This is a genomic window from Hydrogenophaga sp., assembly GCF_026125785.1.
Taxonomy (GTDB): Bacteria; Pseudomonadota; Gammaproteobacteria; order Burkholderiales; family Burkholderiaceae_C; genus Hydrogenophaga.
Genome location: NZ_JAHCKL010000006.1, coordinates 1 through 18,262 on the forward strand (window position 1 = coordinate 1; position 18,262 = coordinate 18,262).

Sequence of the window (18,262 nt, forward strand, 5' to 3'; positions counted from 1 at the left end):
TGGGCCAGCTCGATGTCGGCCAGCGGCGCGGCGGGCGCTTCGCGTCGATCGAGGGCGACGTCCAGTCCCGAGATCAGCAGCCGGTCCTCGATCGCGTCGAGCCGCTCCGGGCATTCGGGATGCCCGCGTCCCATCTCATGCTGCCGACAAGACGGATGAGTGAAGTATCCGGTCTTGCTCATGGCGTCGCAGCGCGGTCGCGATTTTCGGGTAACGTCATGCCATGCATCCACAAGAAAAACTGGAACGGGTACTGCGTCAGCTTAACACGGTCATCGTCGGCAAATCGACCCAGATCCAGGACTGCGTGGCCTGCCTGCTGGCCGGCGGTCACCTGCTGATCGAGGACGTGCCCGGCGTCGGCAAGACCACGCTGGCCCATGCGCTGGCCCGCAGCTTCGGCCTGCATTTCTCGCGCGTGCAGTTCACCTCCGACCTGATGCCCAGCGATCTGTCGGGCGTATCGATCTACGAACGCGGCACGGAGAGTTTCGTGTTCCATCCCGGCCCGATCTTCGCGCAGGTGCTGCTGGCCGACGAGATCAACCGCGCCAGTCCCAAGACCCAGAGCGCACTGCTCGAGGCCATGGAGGAAAAGCAGGTGACGGCCGAGGGCGAGACGCGCGCGCTGCCGGTGCCGTTCTTCGTCATCGCCACGCAGAATCCGCACGACCAGCTCGGCACCTATGCCTTGCCCGAGTCGCAGCTCGACCGTTTCCTGATGCGTATCTCGCTGGGTTATCCGGACCGCGCCGCCGAACGCGGCCTGCTGACCGGCCAGGACCGGCGTGACCTGGTGGCCTCGATGGACCAGCTCATGTCGCCCCAGGACCTGCTCGACGCGCAACAGCAGGTGCTGCAGGTGCATGCATCGGACGCCCTGCTCGACTATGTCCAGGACCTGATCGCCGCAACCCGCTCCGGCCAGTGGTTCCTGCAGGGCCTGAGTCCGCGGGCCGGTATCGCGGTGATCCGCGCTGCCAAGGCGCAGGCCCTGCTCAGCGGGCGCGACTACGTGGCGCCCGACGACGTGCAGGCCATCCTGCCGCAGTCGATCGGGCACCGGCTGATCCCGGTCGGAGATGCCGGTCGCGGCGCGGTGGAACAGGTCCGTGCCATGGTGCAGTCGGTGCCGCTGGCCTGAGAAAGAAGATCCACCGCCATGGACCTGGCGCAACCCCTGCCCCACCCGTTGCGCAGCCCGCTGGCCCATGTTCGCGCCCGCGTGCGCCACTGGTTCGCGTCGCGGTTGCCACGGCGCGACGTCACGCTGCTGACACAGCGCAACGTCTACATCCTGCCGACCCGCGCGGGCTGGATGCTGGCCTTCACCCTGCTGCTCCTGCTGGTGGCCAGCATCAACTACCAGCTCAATCTCGGCTACCTGCTGACCTTCCTGCTGGCGGGCACGGCCGCCGTGGGCATGCACGTATGCCATGCCAATCTGCGCGGCCTGACCCTGCACCTGCCACCTCCAACACCAGTGCACGCAGGGCAGGCCGTGCAACTGGACGTGCGGCTGACCAGCGAGCGAGCGAGCGCACGCCATGGCATCGGCATGGGCGTGGTGGGGGACGGTGGCCTGCAGATGACGGCCCTGGCCTGGACCGACGTGCCCGCCCAGGGCAGCGTGCAACTGCAGGTGGCCTGGCCCACCGCCCGACGGGGCCTGCACGCCCTGCCCGCACTGACCGCGCTCACCCTGTTTCCGCTCGGCACCTTCCGTGTCTGGACGCTGTGGCGTCCGGCTGCCACGGTGCTGGTCTACCCCGAACCCGAACACCAGCCTCCAGCACTGCCCGCGGGTGAACCCGAGCCCGGCAGCTCCGGCAGTGCGCGCGTCCAGAGCACGGGCGAATTCGATGGCGTGCGCAGCTACCAGCGAGGCGACCCGATGAAGGCGGTGGTCTGGAAAAAAGCCGCGCAGGCTTTTGCCAGCGGCCGCGACGAACTGGTCAGCAGGGAAGCGCTGTCCAGCCAACGCCAGCAGCTCTGGCTGGACCACGCCCGCTGTGGCGCCACGGACTTCGAGGCCCGGCTCTCCCGCCTCACCGCCTGGGTCATCATGGCCGACCGCATGGGACTGGACTTCGGCCTGCGCCTGCCCGGACGCGAAATCGCACCCGCGCAAGGGCCGGCGCACCGCGCACGCTGCATGGAGGCGCTGGCCCTATGCTGACCTCCGCCCGCCGCGCTTCGCGCGCCCATCCTGAAGGAGGCTTGAGCGGCTGGGGATCCCGCCTGCCCCGGGAATCGCGCGACACCCTCTTCCTGCTCGCGGTGATCGGCTGGGTGGTGTTCCTGCAAGCCGCCCACATACCCTGGTGGTGCACGCTGCTCACCGCCACCGTCCTGGTCTGGCGCACCGTGCTCACGCTGCGCGGCCGGCCGCTGCCGGGCTGGGCCTGGCGCGTGGGTCTGCTGGCCCTGCTGCTGGGCGCCACCTGGGCCACACACCGCACCATCCTCGGGCGGGATGCCGGCGTCACCCTGATCGTGGTCTTGCTGGCGCTCAAGACCCTGGAAATGCGCGCGCGGCGCGACGCCTTCGTCATCTTCTTCCTCGGCTTCTTCCTGCTGCTCACCCACTTCTTCTATTCGCAGACCCTGCTCACGGCCGCGGGCATCCTGGTTGCACTCCTGGCGCTGCTCACCGCGCTGGTCAACGCCCACATGCCGGTGGGCCGGCCCTCGCTGGGCGAAGCCGCGGGCATTGCCGCCCGCATGGCCCTGCTGGGTGCGCCCATCATGCTGGTGCTCTTCCTGCTGTTCCCCCGGCTCTCCCCTCTGTGGGGCACACCCGGTGACGATGCCGCCGGGCGCAGCGGATTGAGCAACAGCATGCGCGTGGGCCAGATCGCCAAGGTGGTGCTGGACGATGCCATCGCCCTGCGCGTGAAGTTCGACGGCGCAATGCCACCGCCACAGGGCCTGCTCTACTTCCGCGGCCCGGTGTTCAGCGATTTCGACGGTGCCGAATGGCGCCCTCTGCGCTCGGGTTTCCCAGAGACCATGGCCCTGCCGCCCAATCTGGCGGTGACCGGCGAGCCGGTGCGCTACGAGGTGACCATGGAGCCCAGCCGCCGCCCCTGGCTGTTCGTGCTGGAGGCCACCCCGCAGGCACCGGAACTGCCCGAAGGCATGCGCACCCGCATGACGCGGGAACTGCAATGGCTGACCAACCGCCCGGTGAGCACGCTGCTGCGCTACCGCGCCGAGAGCTACCTGGCGTTCCGGCACGGCCCGCTGGAGCCGGAGGTGGCGCTGCAGGACCACATCGAACTGCCGCCGGGCTTCAACCCGCGCACCTTGTCACTGGCGCAGGACATGCGCCGCCAGTACGGCCCCGGCCACCAGGCCCACCCCGCGCTGGTGGAGGCCGCTCTGGAGCGCCTGCGCACCGGCGGCTACCGCTACGCGCTGGACCCGGGTGTCTACGGTCAGCACACCGCCGACGAATTCTGGTTCGACCGGCGCGAGGGCTTCTGCGAACACATCGCCAGCAGCTTCGTCATCCTCATGCGTGCGCTGGACATTCCCGCGCGCATCGTCACCGGCTACCAGGGGGGAGAGCTCAACGGCGTCGACGGTTTCTGGACCGTGCGCCAGCGCGACGCCCACGCCTGGGCCGAGGTCTGGCTGCAGGGGCGTGGCTGGGTGCGCGTGGACCCCACGGCCGCCGTGGCGCCCGGCCGCGTGGGGTCGCTGGAACGCCTGAGTGCGCCGGAAGGCGCGATCGCGGGCGCCATCCGCAACCTCAACCCGACCTTTGCCACGCAGGTGCGCGCGGCCTGGGAAGCCGTCAACAACCGCTGGAACCAGTGGGTCCTCAACTACACGCAGGGCCACCAGATCGACCTGCTCAAGCGCCTGGGTTTCGCATCCCCCCGCTGGACCGACCTCATCACCGTGCTGCTGGGCTTCCTGGTCCTCGCCAGCCTCGCCGGCGCAGGCTGGACGCTGTGGGAGCGCCAGCAGCACGACCCCTGGTTGCGCCTCCTGGGTCGCGCAAAGGCACGCCTGAAAACCAGCGGGCTCGACAGCACCGACACCACCCCGCCGCGAGAACTCGCGCGCCAGGTGCGGCAACATTGGCCCACGAGCGAGGCCGCCGCGGGCATTGCACAATGGCTGCTGCGGCTCGAGGCCTTGCGCTACGGCCGACCATCGCCCGACACTCCCCTCACCCTCGCGGTCCTGCAGCGCGAGTTCAGACAACTCGCATGGCCCGGCAAGCACCCCTCCTCCGCATGATGTCCTTGGCCCTTCTGGGCGCCACCGCCCTCCTGGCCGTCCTGCCTGCGGTCTCATCGGCACAAGGCGGCAGTGCCGCCAAGACACGCCCAGCCCCACAGGTCTCCGCCAGATCGCAAGGCTTCAGCTACGCTCAGAGCGAGCCCGCCATGGCTTTCGCCACCGACCTCGCCAGCCGCCGCAACCTCGACCCCGCCTGGGTGCGCCAGCAGATCGGCCAGGCACAGCGCCTGCCAACAGTCATCCGCCTCATGCAGCCCGCGCCCAGCGGCACGCCCAAGAACTGGGCCGCGTACCGGGCTCGCTTCATCGAGCCCGTGCGCCTGCGTGCCGGCCAACTTTTCTGGGAGGCCAACCGCGACACCCTGGCGCGGGCCGAGCGCGAGTTCGGCGTGCCCGCCAGCCTCATCGTGGGCGTGATCGGCGTGGAGTCGCTCTATGGCCGCCACACCGGCACCTTCCGCGTCATCGACGCGCTGGCCACACTGGCCTTCGATTTCCCGGCCACGCATCCCCGCGCGGCCGCGCGCACCGAGTTCTTCCGAGGCGAACTCGAACAGTTTCTCAGCCTCACCGAACGCACCGGCACCGACCCGCTGAGCCTGCTGGGCAGCTATGCGGGCGCCATGGGCTGGCCACAGTTCATGCCCAGCAGCTGGGTGAAGTACGCCATCGATTTCGATGGCGACGGCAAGGTCGACCTGTTCGACAGCCAGGCCGACGTGATCGGCTCGGTGGCCAACTACTTCAAGGCCTTCGGCTGGCAGACCGGCGTGCCCACCCACTACCCGGTGAGCTTCGCGCCCGGCCAGAGCCGCGAAGACCTGGACACGCTGCGCGCACCCGACATCCTGCCCAGTTTCAGCGCGGAGAGCTTCGCCACCAGGGGCGCCGTACTGGAAGGCCCGGCCCTGCAACACACCGGCAAGCTGGCGCTGGTGGAACTGGAGAACGCGGGTGCGCCCTCCACCTACATCGCCGGCACCGAGAACTTCTACGTCGTCACGCGCTACAACTGGAGCAGCTACTACGCGCTGGCCGTGATCGAGCTGGGGCAGGCGGTGGAGGCGCTGGTCGGCCGCCCGGAGGCCGCCACTCCGGACGCCGGGCAGCAGCGCTGATCCGCTGTTCAAGGCACGGGAACGTCACATCACGAACCCAAGCACCTCCACGGCCACCAACCGGCTTTGCTCGGCGCCCACCACGCTGTACACATTGGACCCCCCGTCCATGGCGAAATCGTGGTGGTACCGGAGAACAGGGGCACCTATCATGAACTCGATCAAACTGGTTGACGAACTGGTGTAGCGGCCCGCGAGCCATCCCGGGGGGGCACCATGCAGGTTCATGCCCGTGGAAGACCCGTTGAAGGCGTCCCATATGGCCTGGAGGTCGTCGTAGGTGGGGTTGATCTGGCTCGGGTCGTTGATCGCAGTGCCCGCCGCCTGGTACCACGAGAATGGCCGTTCTGGCAACGCAAGCTTCACGCCATTGATGGTGGCCCATTTCGAGTATTGCGAAGGGGTCGACTGAGATCCCATGTCGTATCCACTTTCGGTGAACCGGAAGTAGTCGCGCCGCAAGGCGTCCTGGTTGAAGTAGTCCCCGCCGTCGTGGACGCCGTTCTTGTTGAAGTCCACCACGTAGTACCACTTGCCCTCCACATTGACCCCATTGATGAGGTTGCCGAAGTCTCCCAGCGAGATCACCTTGTCACCCGCCAGGGGGCGGGCAATGTCCGTCACCGTGATCGCCACGGCCTGCGCGGCCGAGGATTTCACGCCATCGCTGGCCGTGACGGTGATGTCGTAGACGTTGTTCTTGCCGCTGTCCATCGGGCGCTGGAAGTTGGGCACCGCCTTGAAGCTCACCGCCCCGGAGTTCGCATCGATGTTGAAGAGCGCGGCATCGGTGCCGCCCAGGCGGTAGCTCAGCTTCGAGGTCAGGTCGCCATCGCTGGCCTTGGTCTGGTACGCCGTGCCGTTGCCCCCTTCGGCGAAGCTCACCGACTTCGCGCTGGAGATGCCGTAGACGGTGCCCCATCCCAGGTCGACCATTGCATGCTGTGCTGAACTGCCGTTGGTCGTGGCGGACCAGTACGCGCTCGTGAGCCACCCGGCCGGTACACCGGCAACGTTGGTGACGTCCTGGCCGTTGCCGTTGTAGGCGTCCCAGATCGCCAGCAGGTCGTCGTAGCGGCTGTTCGTTGTCTGCGCGCTGGCCACGGCCGTGCCCGCCAGGTTGGCCCAGCCCCGGTTGGGCATGGTGACGTTGACGCCCTGGGTGGGGAGGGCCAGCCTGAGGCCGCCCAGCGTGGCGTAGCGGAAGGTGTCGTCGGTGTCGCCCACCAACCCCACCGCGTTGGCCTCCGTCTCCACCTGCCCGGCGGCGTTGTAGCGGAACACCGCGTCCAGCGCGTCGTGCGTCGTGCTGTCGCCCACGCCGTGCGCCCCATCGCGGTTCACGTCCAGCACGTAGTACCACTTGCCTTCGACCTGGACCCCCTTGATGAGTTGGCCCAGTTCGCCCAGGTCGATCACGTCGTCACCGGCTTTGGAGGCATTGGTGTTGCTGGCATCGGATGCGTCGCTCATGATGGTCGCTCCTGAAAGGCAAATAGATGAAGGGAAATCTAGGCAACCGTGGACCCCGTTGGCCGCCATGTCACCAACCGCCCTTTTTCGTCCCCTCAAATGAGCGGTATTCCGCGTCAAGCAGCGAGGCCGTCGCCCACCGATCGCAACGTTGGTGAAAATTCAGAGGCCCGTGGACTCGTAGCCACGAAAATCCGGCACCCGACCTTCAGCGATGTCTTGCTGCCAGCGGGTGAGCAGTTCCCGTCTGTACCAGAACGTCGCGCAGTCGCTCAGGTATTCCTGCACCACCTGCCGCTGGCCCGCCGCCAGCAGAGCAGCCGCCAGCCCCATATTTGGCCCAAAGGTTTTCAGCGTGGCTGCGGTCGGCCCTCGTCCCGATGCCTTGAGGTGCCCGCTGGCGCCCGCCACGTCACCGCGCTGCAGCGCAACGAGGCCCATATGGATGTGAATGGCATGCAGCTCACGCCCCACGTCGCCGATGAATCGGCTCAACAGACCGGCGTCTTCCCAAAGCCGCAAGGCCTCCTGCCCGTAGCGCACAACGTCGTTGTGGTGTCCGGCGCGAAAAGCGGTGCGCACGACGGCATACAGCGCCTCGATGCGCCGCGACATCGACGCCTGGGCCTGCGGCTCCTGCAGGCGCGCCAGCGCCTCTTCGTACTGCTCCTGCTCGCGCGTTGTCCGGGCCTTGAAGCTCGCAGGAATCAACTCCGCCTTCGACGGATGCCCAAGGCGGAAGCGGTTCTCGTTCTGCTCATACACGAACACCTGCCCTGCTGGCGGCGTCTGTATGGTGATCACCTCCCGCGGCACCTTGAATTCACCATGAGGCCCCAGTGGTCCGAACTTGCCCTGCTCTCGGAAGAAGTAAAAAAGCGGGTCACGGTCGGCATAGACCAGATAGCGCGAAGGCCGAAAGACATCCGCCACCCGGGCCAGTTCCTCCTGGCTGTCCACCTGTTGCGGCGATGCCTGGGCCACCCCCAGGGCGAAAACATTGGCCAAGAACAGGAACAGGGCATGCCGCAGCGTTTTCAGAATCATGGAAGGCTCCTGGAAAAAAAGGAGCACCCAGTATGAAAACCGCCTCGCCAGCAACTTCGGGAGAATGACGAGACCTTGTCTGCGCGGAACCGGCGTACGCTCGGCCAACACCGGCGAAAGACAGGGAGGCCCTGGTTTCGCTCCTCAGCGCCCACCAGGCCAGATGGCCCGCGCGCGCAGCACCTTTCAGTGCGCCTGTACGCCCAGCGGAAAGTCGTAGTGGGCGTCCACCACCCGCGCGGCCATGACGGGCAGCATGCGGTCTATGAGGAATTCGCCGATCCATTGCCGCAAATCCGAAGGCTGGGTGGTGTCGCCGCAGGCCGCGCGCAGGCTCAGGCCACTGAAGGTCTCGATGCCGTCCTCCACCTGCAGGCCCTCGGGCAGCGGGGGCAACAGGCCGCCGAGGTCGTCCACCGGAGCACAGGCCAGTTGCTGCCAGGCCATCAGGAAACGGTCGAAGCTGCCCACCGTGCCCTGGCGCCAGACGTCGGCGATGTAGATGCTCCAGACGCCCTGGTCCTCAGCGATGAAGCCCCAGGAGAACTCGTGGATGCCGTCCGGTGCCTGCGCGAAGACACCGATCTCGCGCACATCCTCCCGCGCCATGAACTCGGCGAACAGAGGGCCCGGACCGCTGAGCTCACCTCGCACGAAGCGCTGCAGTTGACCCGGGTCTGAGCTGAAGAGCGGCAGGGGATCGGTCCAGGCGCGCTTGGCGCGGTGAATGAGGCGCGAGGTCGCATCGGCGCTCTTCTGCGCGGTGATGCAGCGGTCCATGAAGGTCTTGCGGCCTTCGGGCGTGGAGATCAGGCTCACGGTCTTGTCGAAGGCGGCGTCCTCCTTGAGGTAGCCGTCCTCCCTCAAACGCAGCACGATGTCGAGCATGGCGTTGCGGGTGATGTGCTCGATCATGAGCGCCATCTCGCCACCTTCGTGGTCGTTCATGGAGCGCTGGATCCAGGCCACCGTCTCTTCAGGCGACAGCCCCTGCGGCGCGCGCGGCATGTCGTTGAAAAGGGCCCTGAGCACCCTGACCGTATCCAGATCGCTGGCCATCGATGTCGCCTCCGGTGAAATCTTGCTGCGTGGTCGCGAACCGCCACGTCCCAACGCCCGCCAGCATAGGTCCTTGGGCCTGCGGATGGATGTTGCCGGCAAGCCCGAGCGTGACTTTTGCAGGCGGGCAAGCGCTTTTTCTTGACCCGGCGATGACGCCCGGCGCCCCTCAGCCTCGCCCAAGCGTGGACTTTTCCGCACCCGCGACGACCAGCGCCACCAGCATCAGCACCACGCCGGCCAATTGCCCGGGGCTCAGGGCGCGGCCGTACACCAGCCAGTCCACCGCCACGGCACTGGCCGGGTAGACGAACACCAGCACCGCCACCCGCCCGGCGCTCAGGCGCGACACGCCGGCGTACAGCACCACGTACGCCAGGCCGGTGTGGATGACCCCCAGGCCGATGAGCCAGCCCCATGCGGCCCCCCAGGCCGGCCAGCCTTGCGAGAGCGGCCAGACCAGCAGCACCACCGCGCCCACGGCGCACTGCCACCAGGAGAGCGCGAGCGGGCTCACGCCGCGCGCGCGGTTGGCGATCAGGGTGAGCGCGGCGTAGCCCACGGCATTGAGCAGCGCCAGGGCGATGCCCCAGGCATACGCGGAGGATCGGGCTACGCCACCCAGGGCGCCGTCCACCCAGCCAGAGGCGAGCGCCAGGCCCAGCAGCGCCGCCACCACCGAAGCCGCCTGCAGGCGCGTGACCCGTTCGCGGGCCCACCAGGCGCCAAAGGCCATCACCAGGAACGGCTGCACGTGCACGACCACCGTGGCCACGCTGATGGACGTGCGCGCGATCGCTTCGAAGAACAGCACCCAGTTGACGACGGCCAGCACACCCGCGCTCACCGCGGCCAGCAATGAGCGCCCCGCCAAGCGAAGCTCGCCCCAGCGGCGGGTGACGGCAAACCACAGCGTGAGCGCGAGCAGGCCGAAGGCGCAGCGGAACCAGACCGCCATCAGCGGTGCCTGGCCCGCCTCTTCCAGAAACACGCCCAATGTGCCCAGCAACAGGCCACCGGCCACCATGAGGCCGGTGCCACCGCGCGCCGAGGCATCCGGCAAGGCGAGAGAAGGCGTGGTGGTGGTGCTGGCTTGGGACATGGCCGGCATGATCGGTCGCTCATGCGCATCCGTACAGCGGATAATCCAAAACCCATCTATTCGAAAAACGGATAGATGTGCATACCATGAACCATGCAGACCTGCAGCTCGACTGGCTGCGCGCCTTCGTCACCGTGGTCGACAGCGGGTCGCTGTCGGCCGCCGCCCCGCTGCTGCACCGCTCGCAGTCGGCTGTCAGCATGCAGCTCAAGAAGCTGGAAGACGCCGTGGGGCGGCCGGTGCTGCTGCGCGGTCCCCGGCACCTGGAGATCACGCCGGTGGGCGGCGAGTTGCTGGGCTACGCACGCCGCCTGTTGGCGTTGCATGGCGAAACGCTGGAGGCCCTGCACGGCCCCGTGCTCTCCGGCCAGGTGAAGCTGGGCGTGCCGGACGACTACGCCGCCACCTACCTCACGCCGGTGCTGCGCAGCTACGCCAGTCGCCATGCGGGCGTGGAGATCGAGCTGCTGTGCGAGCAGTCCACCGCGCTCATCCCCAAGGTGCAACGCGGCGAGATCGACATCGCCCTGGTCTCGCGCGACAAACCTTCGCGCGGCACCCTGCTGTTCCACGAGCCGCTGGTGTGGGTGGGTGCCGCGGCGTTCGAGGCCTGGCGGCGCGATCCGCTGCCGCTGGCGGTGTATGAGCCCGCGAGCCTGGCCCGGCGTTTCACCATGGCCGCGCTCCACGCCCAGCGCCGCAGCCATCGGCTGGTCTACAACAGCTCCAGCCTGGCCGGGCAACTGGCGGCGGTGGAAAGCGGGCTGGCGGTGGCGGTGCTCACCCGCTGCAGCGTGCCGGCGCACCTGCCCATCCTGGGTGAGCGGCATGGCCTGCCGCCGCTCTCTCACATGGAGGTGGCGGTGTACCGCAGCCAGGCCTCGCGCGGCCTGCCGGCGGTGGACGCGCTGTTCGAACAGATGGTGCAGACGCTGAATCGCCAAGGCCTCTGATGGCATGCCAGGGTTAACCCTGGGGTCAAACGTCGTCACGCGGACTGTCTGCTTGCGCCCGCTTCACAAGAATGTCGCCAGCCCTGCGGGGCTTCACCGAAAGCGACGGGACACCATGAAGGCATCAAGGCAGGAAGAGGGTTTTGGCGAACTGCTGTGGGCGCCGACGGCCGAAGCGGTCGCCGCCACCCGGCTGACGGACTTCCAGCGCTGGCTGGCGCGGGAACGGCATGTGACCACCACCGACTACGACAGCCTGTGGCGCTGGTCGGTCAGCGATCTGGACCGCTTCTGGAATGCGGTCTGGGACTACTTCGACGTGCAGGCCGAAGGCGATCGCACGCCGGCCATCGAGCACCCTGCGATGCCAGGCACGCGCTGGTTCCCGCGCACCCGCCTGAACTACGCCGAGCACGTTTTCCGCATGGCCACGGACGCACGGCCAGCCTTGATCGCACGCTCGGAAAGCGCACCCGCGCAGGAGGTTTCGTGGCGCGAACTCAAGGACAGCACCGCCGCGCTGGCGGCCTGGCTGCGCGCGCAGGGTGTTCTGCCTGGCGACCGGGTGGCCAGCTACATGCCCAACCGCGTCGAGACCGTGGTGGCCTTCCTGGCCTGCGCGAGCATTGGTGCCATCTGGTCGAGTTGCGCGCCGGACATGGGCACATCCGTCGTGCTGGACCGCCTGCGGCAGATCGAACCGGTGGTGCTGTTCGCGGTGGACAGCCATGCCTACGGAGGCAAGTACCACGAGCGCATCCCTCAGGTGGACGAGCTGCTGGCCGCCTTGCCCAGCGTGCGCAAGGTGGTGCATGTTCCCGGGCCGCTGCCGCAGGGCCGGTCCATGGCGTGGCGCGACCGCGCCGCCTGGGCCGATTGCCTGGCGACGGCCGCGCCGCCCCAGTACACCCGCCTGCCGTTCGATCACCCGCTGTGGATCGTGTATTCGTCCGGCACCACGGGGCTGCCCAAGGCCATGGTGCACGGGCACGGTGGCATCGTGCTCACGCACCTCAAGACCATGGCACTGCAGCACGACCTGCGTCCGGGAGACCGCCTTCTGTTCCTTGGCAGCACCGGCTGGATCGTCTGGAACCTGCAGGTGGGTGCCTTGCTCACAGGCGCATCCATCGTGCTCTACGACGGCCACCCTGCATGGCCCGATCCCCAGGCGCTCTGGCGCTTCGTCGACGAACAGCGCGTGAGTCTCCTGGGTTGTGGCGCGGCCTACCTGATGAACAGCATGAAGGAGGGTCTGCGCCCGAGGGACTTCGCGTCCCTGGCCTCGCTGCGCGCGATCAACTCCACCGGGTCGCCCCTTTCACTGGATGCCTACCGCTGGGTCTACGAGGCGGTCAAGCCGGATGTGTGGCTGGCATCGATCAGCGGCGGCACCGACATCGCCTCGGGCTTCGTGGCCTGCGCCCCCACGTTGCCGGTGCACGCGGGCGAGATCCAGTGCCGCGAACTGGGCGTGGATGCCCAGGCCTTCGACGACGCCGGCCAACCGGTGACGGGCGAAGTGGGTGAGCTTGTCGTCACCCAGCCCATGCCCTCCATGCCGGTGCGGTTCTGGAACGACGATGGCATGCGGCGCTATCACGAGAGCTACTTCGAGATGTACCCAGGTGTCTGGCGCCACGGCGACTGGATCCGCTTCACCGAACGCGGCACGTGTGTGATCTACGGACGATCGGACAGCACGATCAACCGGTTGGGCATCCGCATGGGCACGGCGGAGATCTACCGCGTGGTCGAAGAGATCGAGCAGGTGCGCGACAGCCTCGTGGTCGACCTGGAGTACCTGGGCAGGCCTTCCTTCATGCCCCTGTTCGTCCAACTCGCGCCCGGTGCGTCGCTGGACGATGCCCTGCGTCAGCGCATCCTGCAGCAGATCCGCACCAAGGCGTCGGCCCGGCATGTGCCGGATGCGGTCGTGCAGGTGGACGACATCCCACGCACGCTCAGCGGCAAGAAGATGGAAGTGCCGGTGCGCCGCCTGCTGCTGGGCGCGCCACCCGACAAGGTGGCCAGCCCCGACGCCATGCAGAACCCGGCCAGCCTGCATTTCTTTGTTCGGTATGCTGAGGGGCTGCAGTCCCATGCCACCGCATGAGGCCCGCCCACCCGCCCCTCCTCCGCCATGACCCGCGCGCTCCACGTCCGCTCCGTCGAGCTTTCGATGGACGACCTGCTCTCCGGCTCGATCTGGTTCAACCGGATGAGCGAGGCCGGACAGCGCCAGGTGCGCGCCGACATCATGGAACGCGCGCTGTCCACCGGCGAGACGCTGGGACACCACGGCGAGATGCAGCATCACTGGTTCGGCGTGATGGAAGGCCTTCTGAAGTGGTCGATCAACGCCGTCGATGGACGCACGGTCACACTCGGTGGCCAGTCGGTGGGCAGTTGGTTCGGCGAGGGCACGCTGCTGCGTGGCAAGCCGCGCAGTTCGGACATCGTGGCCCTGCGCCACAGCCGCGTGGCGATGCTGCCGTACGAGACCTTCGAGTGGCTGCGCCACCACGAGCCCGCGTTCGCCGAGTTCCTGCTGCAGCAGATCAACGAGCGCCTGCACTGGTTCATGGGCAACATGGCCGCACACCGGCTGCTGGATGCGGACCGGCTGGTGGCGCGGGCACTCTGGGGTCTCGTTCACCCGCTGCTCAATCCGCTCGGGCTCAACCACCTCTTCATCTCGCAGGAAGAGCTGGCCAACCTGGCCACCGTCTCGCGGCAGCGCTGCAACGTGGCCCTGGTGGAGCTCAAGCGCGCAGGACTGCTGGAGCTGGAGTACGGCGCCATCACCATCCTGGACATGCAGGCCCTGCAGGACCGCGTGAGCTGACGCGGCGCGACCACCGCCCGTGTGCGGTCGGTACTTTCCCGGGGTTCAACTGTCGTTCCACTGACAGAAGCCGTTTCCCATTTCCGAAATCATTCGTCCCCGGCGCAGACAACGCGCCCTGACGAACCACAAGAGACCTCCATGGACATTGACTTTGCCGAACTGGCCTCGCTGGTGACATTGCTGAAGGAAGCGGACTTCACCGAGTTCCGCTATGAAAAGGGCGAGGTGCGCATCGTCGTTCGGCGCGGCGACGAGCCCGCCAACGCGACGGGCACCACGGCCCCGCCAACCGCCGTACCCGCGGCAGCGCCCGCCAGGGCATCCCGGACGGCGCCGGCCGCCCCGGCAGCGGCAGCGGCCGCTCCCTTGCCGCCCGGCGCGCAGCGGGTGACGGCTCCGCTGCTGGGTACCTTCTACGCCGCACCCAAGCCCGGTGAAGCGCCGTTCGTGAAAGTGGGCGACCGCGTGGAGCCCGACACGGTGTTGTGCATCGTCGAGGTAATGAAGCTCATGAACTCGGTGCACGCCGGCTGCAGCGGCGTGGTGCTCGCCGTGCACGCCAGCAACGGGGACCTGGTGGAGTTCGGCCAGCCGCTGTTCAGCATCCAGGCCGGGAACGCCTGATGGCGGCGCAGCAAGTCTTCGTGGCCAACCGCGGCGAGATCGCGCTGCGCGTGATCGAGGCCTGCGACCGCCTGGGCGTGCCCACGGTGCTGGGTGTTTCGCAGGCCGACCAGGACACGCTGGCCGCGCGCCGCGCCAGCCGCACCGTGGTGCTGGGGCCGGCCCGCGCATCGCAGAGCTACCTGTCGCTGGACACTGTGGTGCATGCCGCGGTGGAGACCGGTTGCACGGCGGTGCACCCAGGCTACGGCTTCCTGTCCGAGCGCGCGGACTTCGCGCGGCTGTGCGCGCAGAACGGCCTGACCTTCGTCGGCCCGAAGCCCGAGCACCTGGAGACACTGGGTGACAAGCTCAGCGCGCGGCGCGTGGCGGAGTCGGCCGGCGTCCCGGTATCGCCCGGCGGCCCCACCGCCACCCGCGCGGAAGGATTGGCCGTCGCGCAGCGCATCGGCTACCCGGTTCTGGTGAAGGCGGCCTTTGGCGGCGGCGGCCGCGGCATGAAACGGGTCGACGACGCGAGCGAGTTCGAGGCCGCATGGGAACTGGCCTCGTCGGAGGCTGCGGCGTCGTTCGGCGATGGCACCGTCTTCGTGGAACGTTTCGTTCGCAACGCCAAGCACGTCGAGGTGCAGATACTGGGCGACACGCACGGCCACCGAATCCACCTGGGGGAGCGCGAGTGCTCGGTGCAGTACCGCTACCAGAAGATGATCGAGGAGGCGCCGTGCACCGCCCTGACGCCACAGGCGCGAGAACGGTTGCACGCGCATGCCTTGCGCATCGCCGATGAGATCGGCTATGTGAGCCTGGGCACGGTGGAGTTTCTCTACGACGTGGAACGCGACGCGCTGTGTTTCCTTGAGGTGAATCCTCGCGTGCAGGTCGAGCACCCCGTGACCGAAGCCGTCACCGGCATCGACCTCGTGCGCGAGCAACTCCTGGTGGCCTTCGGAGAACCGCTGAGCGTGCGCCAGGAAGACGTGCATCTGGACGGCCATGCGGTGGAGCTGCGCCTCACCGCACAGGACCCCTCGCAATCGCTGCGGCCGTCACCGGGCCGCCTGGTGCGCTGGCGCCCCCCGGCGCTGGGCGGCGTTCGCTGGGACACGCACCTGTACGAAGGCTATCTCTTCCCGCCGTACTACGACGCGCTGATGGCCAAGGTCATTGCGTACGGGGCGGACCGCGACGCGGCATTGGCGCGGCTGCGAAAGGCCCTGGCGCGGTTGGACCTGCAGGGCCCGACGACCAATCTGCCGCTGCTGCGCGCCCTGCTGAATGCACCCGAGGTGGTGCACAACACCGCCAGCACCCGCTGGCTGGAAGACGCCTTGCCTGCGCTGATGGCGGGAGACATGCCATGACCGACGTGCGCCTGATCGATGTCTCCCTGCGGGACGGCAACCAGAGTCTGTGGGGGGCGGTGGGCGTGCGCACGTCCACCGTGCGGCGCATGGCCCCGCTGATGAACACCGTGGGCTACCACGCGGCCGAAATCGCCACCAGCACGCTGCTGGCCACGGCTGTCCGCTACCACCAGGAAGATCCCTGGGCGCGCATCGACGCCATGCGCCAGGCGGCACCGGACACGCGGCTCGGCTTCCTCACCACCGGCAAGCGGTTCATCAGCTTCTCGCGCACCCCGGCCAACCTGTTCCAGCTGGCGTTCGACCTGCTGCGCCGCCACGGCGTGACCCGCATGTGGGTCATCGATCCGATGCACGACATGGCATCGGCCATGGAGACCGCGCGCATGGCCAAACGGGCCGGCTTCGAAGAGGTGGTTGGAGGTCTCTGCTACACCGTCAGTCCGGTGCACACCGACGCCTACTTCGCCGAGAAGCTGGCGCAGTTCGACGGCTGCGAAGCCATCGACAGCATCTACATCAAGGACCCCGCGGGTCTGCTGACGCCGGAGCGCCTGCGCACCTTGCTGCCCACGCTGCGCTCAGGCCTGCGGCACAAGGCCATCCAGGAACTCCACACCCACTGCAACACCGGCCTGGCACCGCTGACGCTGCTGTGCGCGGCCGACATGGGCGTGAACCACCTGCACTGCGCGCTGCCCCCGCTGGCCGACGGCGCCTCCCATGCATCGGGTCTGCAACTGGTGGCCAATCTGCGCGCACGCGGCCACCGCGTGGACGTGGACCTGGACGCCATGCAGCGGGCCAGCGACGCGCTGCGGCGCGAGGCCACGCTGCGCGGTCTGCCCGAGGGCAGGCCCATGGCCTACGACGAGTCTTACTACCGCCACACGCTGCCGGGCGGGGTGCTCAGCACCACCCGGCGGCAGTTGGCGGAAATGGGCCGCGCCGACCTCATGCCCGCCGTCATCGAGGAGGCCGTGCAGGTGCGCGCCGATCTGGGCTGGCCCATCGTGGTCACACCCTTCGCGCAGTACATCGTCACCCAGGCCGCCCTCAATGTGATCGCGGGTGAACGCTACCGCCAGGTCAGTGACGAAGTGGTGGACATGCTGCTGGGCGACTGGGGCGAGATGCCGGGTCCGGTCGACGGCGCCTTGCTGGACCGCGCCCGCCAGTCACCACGTGCCAGGGCCCGGCCAGCCGACCCCGCAGAGCCGCCCAGCCTGGACGCGCTGCGCGCTCGCCTGGGCAGCGGCCTCAGCGACGAAGACCTGCTCCTGCGCGCACTCATGCCTGCCGGGCAGGTAGACGCCATGGTGAGCGAGCGCGGGCGGGCGCAGCGCCTGCAGGCAACGGGCCAACCCGCGGGTCTGGCCGACCTGGCCCGCGCCCTGGGTGACCGCCAGCGCCCACTGTCCATCGCCATCACCCAGGGCAGCACCACCTGGGCCCTGAGCGGCAGCCGCCAGGGCAAGCCGCACTGAGGAATCCGACCCCATGAACGACCCCATGAAACCCACTCCCTGGACACCCCCCGCGTCGTTTGCCAGCGTCGTGCCCGCGCTGGTGCAGGCCGATGGCTGGATGCTCGACGTGGATGGCTGCCTGGTGCGCACCAGCCAGGCTGGCGGCTCCGGCGGCAGCGCCATCGAAGGCGCGGCCGAGCTGCTCGGCTGGCTGCGCCGCCACGGCAAGGACGTCGTGGTCTGCACCAACGCCTCGCAACGGCCGGTGCGCACCTACGCTGCCCACCTGCGGGCGATCGGCCTGGACGTGGCCGACGAGGACATGATGACCGCGGCCACCGCGGCGGCCGACCACATCGCCACCCACCACCCCGGCGCGCGCGTGCTGGTGGTGGGCGACGAAGGCCTGCGCGAGGCGGTGAGCGAGCGTGGCCTGGTGCTGGCGGACCCTCGGGACACCGATGCCGACGTGGTGGTGGTGGGTGCCGCAGACAGTTTCCAGTCCGCCCACCTGAACGGCGCCTGCCTGTCGATCGCGGACCACGGCGCGCCGCTCTATGTGTCCGTGGACACGCCGTGGTTCCATGGCGGCGTGAAACGGTCCGTGGCCTCGTCGTCGGCCATCGCCATGGCCATCAGCGCCGTGACCGGCGTGCGCGCCCAGGTCTGCGGCAAGCCATCGCAGGCCATCGGCGAGGTGCTGCGCAGGCGCCTGGGCGGCGCTGGCCGCCGCCTGGTCGTCGTCGGCGACATGGCATCGATCGAGGTCCAGCTCGCCCACCAGATGGGTGCGCTGGGCGTGTTGGTGATGAGTGGCGGTACCTCGATGGAACAACTGCCCCATCTGCCGCCCGCGCACAGGCCCGATTGGGTCGGGCGTGACGTGGGCGAACTGGTTCAACAACTGAAGGCCGTGCAGGCCTGACCGACAGGAGACAAGAC

The 18,262-nt window shown here is 68.4% G+C and carries 15 protein-coding genes and 1 pseudogene; 11 read left to right on the forward strand and 5 right to left on the reverse strand.

The window, feature by feature from the left end; translation table 11 throughout:
- Positions 1–182, reverse strand: a pseudogene (locus KIT53_RS08030) (histone deacetylase family protein); the annotation flags it as partial.
- 41 nt (positions 183–223) lie between these two features.
- Between KIT53_RS08030 and KIT53_RS08035 the strand changes: the two are divergent.
- From KIT53_RS08035 to mltB, 4 genes are read left to right on the forward strand one after another with little or no spacing between them, the layout of a single operon-like run.
- Positions 224–1,144, forward strand: coding sequence for a MoxR family ATPase (locus tag KIT53_RS08035; protein WP_297750296.1), 921 nt, complete (start codon positions 224–226; stop codon positions 1,142–1,144).
- 18 nt (positions 1,145–1,162) lie between these two features.
- Entirely contained in the window at positions 1,163–2,179 is a 1,017-nt protein-coding gene (locus KIT53_RS08040; protein WP_297750298.1) for a DUF58 domain-containing protein, read from the forward strand.
- Positions 2,173–4,254, forward strand: a complete 2,082-nt coding sequence (locus KIT53_RS08045; RefSeq protein WP_297750300.1) for a DUF3488 and transglutaminase-like domain-containing protein — start codon at positions 2,173–2,175, stop codon at positions 4,252–4,254. Before KIT53_RS08040 ends, KIT53_RS08045 begins: the two co-directional genes overlap by 7 nt.
- The gene (gene mltB / locus KIT53_RS08050) at positions 4,251–5,375 is read left to right on the forward strand and encodes a lytic murein transglycosylase B (protein WP_297750304.1); all 1,125 of its coding nucleotides are present in this window, start codon (positions 4,251–4,253) and stop codon (positions 5,373–5,375) included. The genes KIT53_RS08045 and mltB overlap by 4 nt, the downstream gene beginning before the upstream one ends.
- Positions 5,376–5,399: 24 nt before the next feature.
- Here mltB and KIT53_RS08055 read toward each other — a convergent pair whose 3' ends face one another.
- The 4 genes from KIT53_RS08055 to KIT53_RS08070 all read right to left on the reverse strand — a co-directional run bounded on the left by KIT53_RS08055 (position 5,400) and on the right by KIT53_RS08070 (position 10,056).
- The gene (locus KIT53_RS08055; protein ID WP_297750307.1) at positions 5,400–6,848 is read right to left on the reverse strand and encodes a cadherin repeat domain-containing protein; all 1,449 of its coding nucleotides are present in this window, start codon (positions 6,846–6,848) and stop codon (positions 5,400–5,402) included.
- Between the two features lie 162 nt (positions 6,849–7,010).
- A complete protein-coding gene (locus KIT53_RS08060; RefSeq protein ID WP_297750310.1) occupies positions 7,011–7,895 on the reverse strand; it encodes a hypothetical protein in 885 nt (294 codons plus the stop codon).
- 186 nt (positions 7,896–8,081) lie between these two features.
- Positions 8,082–8,954: a hypothetical protein gene (locus KIT53_RS08065; RefSeq protein ID WP_297750313.1), complete on the reverse strand. Its 873-nt coding sequence runs from the start codon at positions 8,952–8,954 to the stop codon at positions 8,082–8,084.
- 169 nt (positions 8,955–9,123) lie between these two features.
- Positions 9,124–10,056 carry a DMT family transporter gene (locus tag KIT53_RS08070; RefSeq protein WP_297750316.1) on the reverse strand — a complete coding sequence of 311 codons (933 nt, stop codon included), beginning with the start codon at positions 10,054–10,056 and terminating at the stop codon, positions 9,124–9,126.
- A gap of 86 nt (positions 10,057–10,142) precedes the next feature.
- On the opposite strand from KIT53_RS08070, the gene KIT53_RS08075 reads away from it, so the two are divergent.
- The 7 genes from KIT53_RS08075 (at position 10,143) to KIT53_RS08105 (ending at position 18,245) form a co-directional block, all read left to right on the forward strand.
- Positions 10,143–11,009, forward strand: coding sequence for a LysR family transcriptional regulator (locus tag KIT53_RS08075; protein WP_297750319.1), 867 nt, complete (start codon positions 10,143–10,145; stop codon positions 11,007–11,009).
- A gap of 115 nt (positions 11,010–11,124) precedes the next feature.
- Positions 11,125–13,125, forward strand: coding sequence for an acetoacetate--CoA ligase (locus tag KIT53_RS08080; protein ID WP_297750322.1), 2,001 nt, complete (start codon positions 11,125–11,127; stop codon positions 13,123–13,125).
- Positions 13,126–13,152: 27 nt separating this feature from the next.
- A complete protein-coding gene (locus KIT53_RS08085) occupies positions 13,153–13,857 on the forward strand; it encodes a Crp/Fnr family transcriptional regulator (RefSeq protein ID WP_297750325.1) in 705 nt (234 codons plus the stop codon).
- Positions 13,858–13,998: 141 nt separating this feature from the next.
- Entirely contained in the window at positions 13,999–14,484 is a 486-nt protein-coding gene (accB, locus tag KIT53_RS08090; protein WP_297750328.1) for an acetyl-CoA carboxylase biotin carboxyl carrier protein, read from the forward strand.
- Positions 14,484–15,848 (forward strand): biotin carboxylase N-terminal domain-containing protein, encoded by a 1,365-nt coding sequence (locus KIT53_RS08095; RefSeq protein ID WP_297750331.1) that lies wholly within the window; start codon positions 14,484–14,486, stop codon positions 15,846–15,848. Before accB ends, KIT53_RS08095 begins: the two co-directional genes overlap by 1 nt.
- Complete coding sequence (locus KIT53_RS08100) at positions 15,845–17,338, forward strand: hypothetical protein (RefSeq protein WP_297750334.1); 1,494 nt, start codon at positions 15,845–15,847, stop codon at positions 17,336–17,338. The genes KIT53_RS08095 and KIT53_RS08100 overlap by 4 nt, the downstream gene beginning before the upstream one ends.
- A gap of 13 nt (positions 17,339–17,351) precedes the next feature.
- Positions 17,352–18,245, forward strand: coding sequence for an HAD hydrolase-like protein (locus KIT53_RS08105; RefSeq protein ID WP_297750336.1), 894 nt, complete (start codon positions 17,352–17,354; stop codon positions 18,243–18,245).
- Positions 18,246–18,262: the final 17 nt, after the last annotated feature.

Bases quoted from the DNA above. Each gene is read 5' to 3' on its own strand.
- KIT53_RS08035 (WP_297750296.1), top strand. From the start codon at position 224: ATGCATCCACAAGAAAAACTGGAACGGGTACTGCGTCAGCTTAACACG.
- KIT53_RS08040 (WP_297750298.1), top strand. From the start codon at position 1,163: ATGGACCTGGCGCAACCCCTGCCCCACCCGTTGCGCAGCCCGCTGGCC.
- KIT53_RS08045 (WP_297750300.1), top strand. From the start codon at position 2,173: ATGCTGACCTCCGCCCGCCGCGCTTCGCGCGCCCATCCTGAAGGAGGC.
- mltB (WP_297750304.1), top strand. From the start codon at position 4,251: ATGATGTCCTTGGCCCTTCTGGGCGCCACCGCCCTCCTGGCCGTCCTG.
- KIT53_RS08055 (WP_297750307.1), bottom strand. From the start codon at position 6,848: ATGAGCGACGCATCCGATGCCAGCAACACCAATGCCTCCAAAGCCGGT.
- KIT53_RS08060 (WP_297750310.1), bottom strand. From the start codon at position 7,895: ATGATTCTGAAAACGCTGCGGCATGCCCTGTTCCTGTTCTTGGCCAAT.
- KIT53_RS08065 (WP_297750313.1), bottom strand. From the start codon at position 8,954: ATGGCCAGCGATCTGGATACGGTCAGGGTGCTCAGGGCCCTTTTCAAC.
- KIT53_RS08070 (WP_297750316.1), bottom strand. From the start codon at position 10,056: ATGTCCCAAGCCAGCACCACCACCACGCCTTCTCTCGCCTTGCCGGAT.
- KIT53_RS08075 (WP_297750319.1), top strand. From the start codon at position 10,143: ATGAACCATGCAGACCTGCAGCTCGACTGGCTGCGCGCCTTCGTCACC.
- KIT53_RS08080 (WP_297750322.1), top strand. From the start codon at position 11,125: ATGAAGGCATCAAGGCAGGAAGAGGGTTTTGGCGAACTGCTGTGGGCG.
- KIT53_RS08085 (WP_297750325.1), top strand. From the start codon at position 13,153: ATGACCCGCGCGCTCCACGTCCGCTCCGTCGAGCTTTCGATGGACGAC.
- accB (WP_297750328.1), top strand. From the start codon at position 13,999: ATGGACATTGACTTTGCCGAACTGGCCTCGCTGGTGACATTGCTGAAG.
- KIT53_RS08095 (WP_297750331.1), top strand. From the start codon at position 14,484: ATGGCGGCGCAGCAAGTCTTCGTGGCCAACCGCGGCGAGATCGCGCTG.
- KIT53_RS08100 (WP_297750334.1), top strand. From the start codon at position 15,845: ATGACCGACGTGCGCCTGATCGATGTCTCCCTGCGGGACGGCAACCAG.
- KIT53_RS08105 (WP_297750336.1), top strand. From the start codon at position 17,352: ATGAACGACCCCATGAAACCCACTCCCTGGACACCCCCCGCGTCGTTT.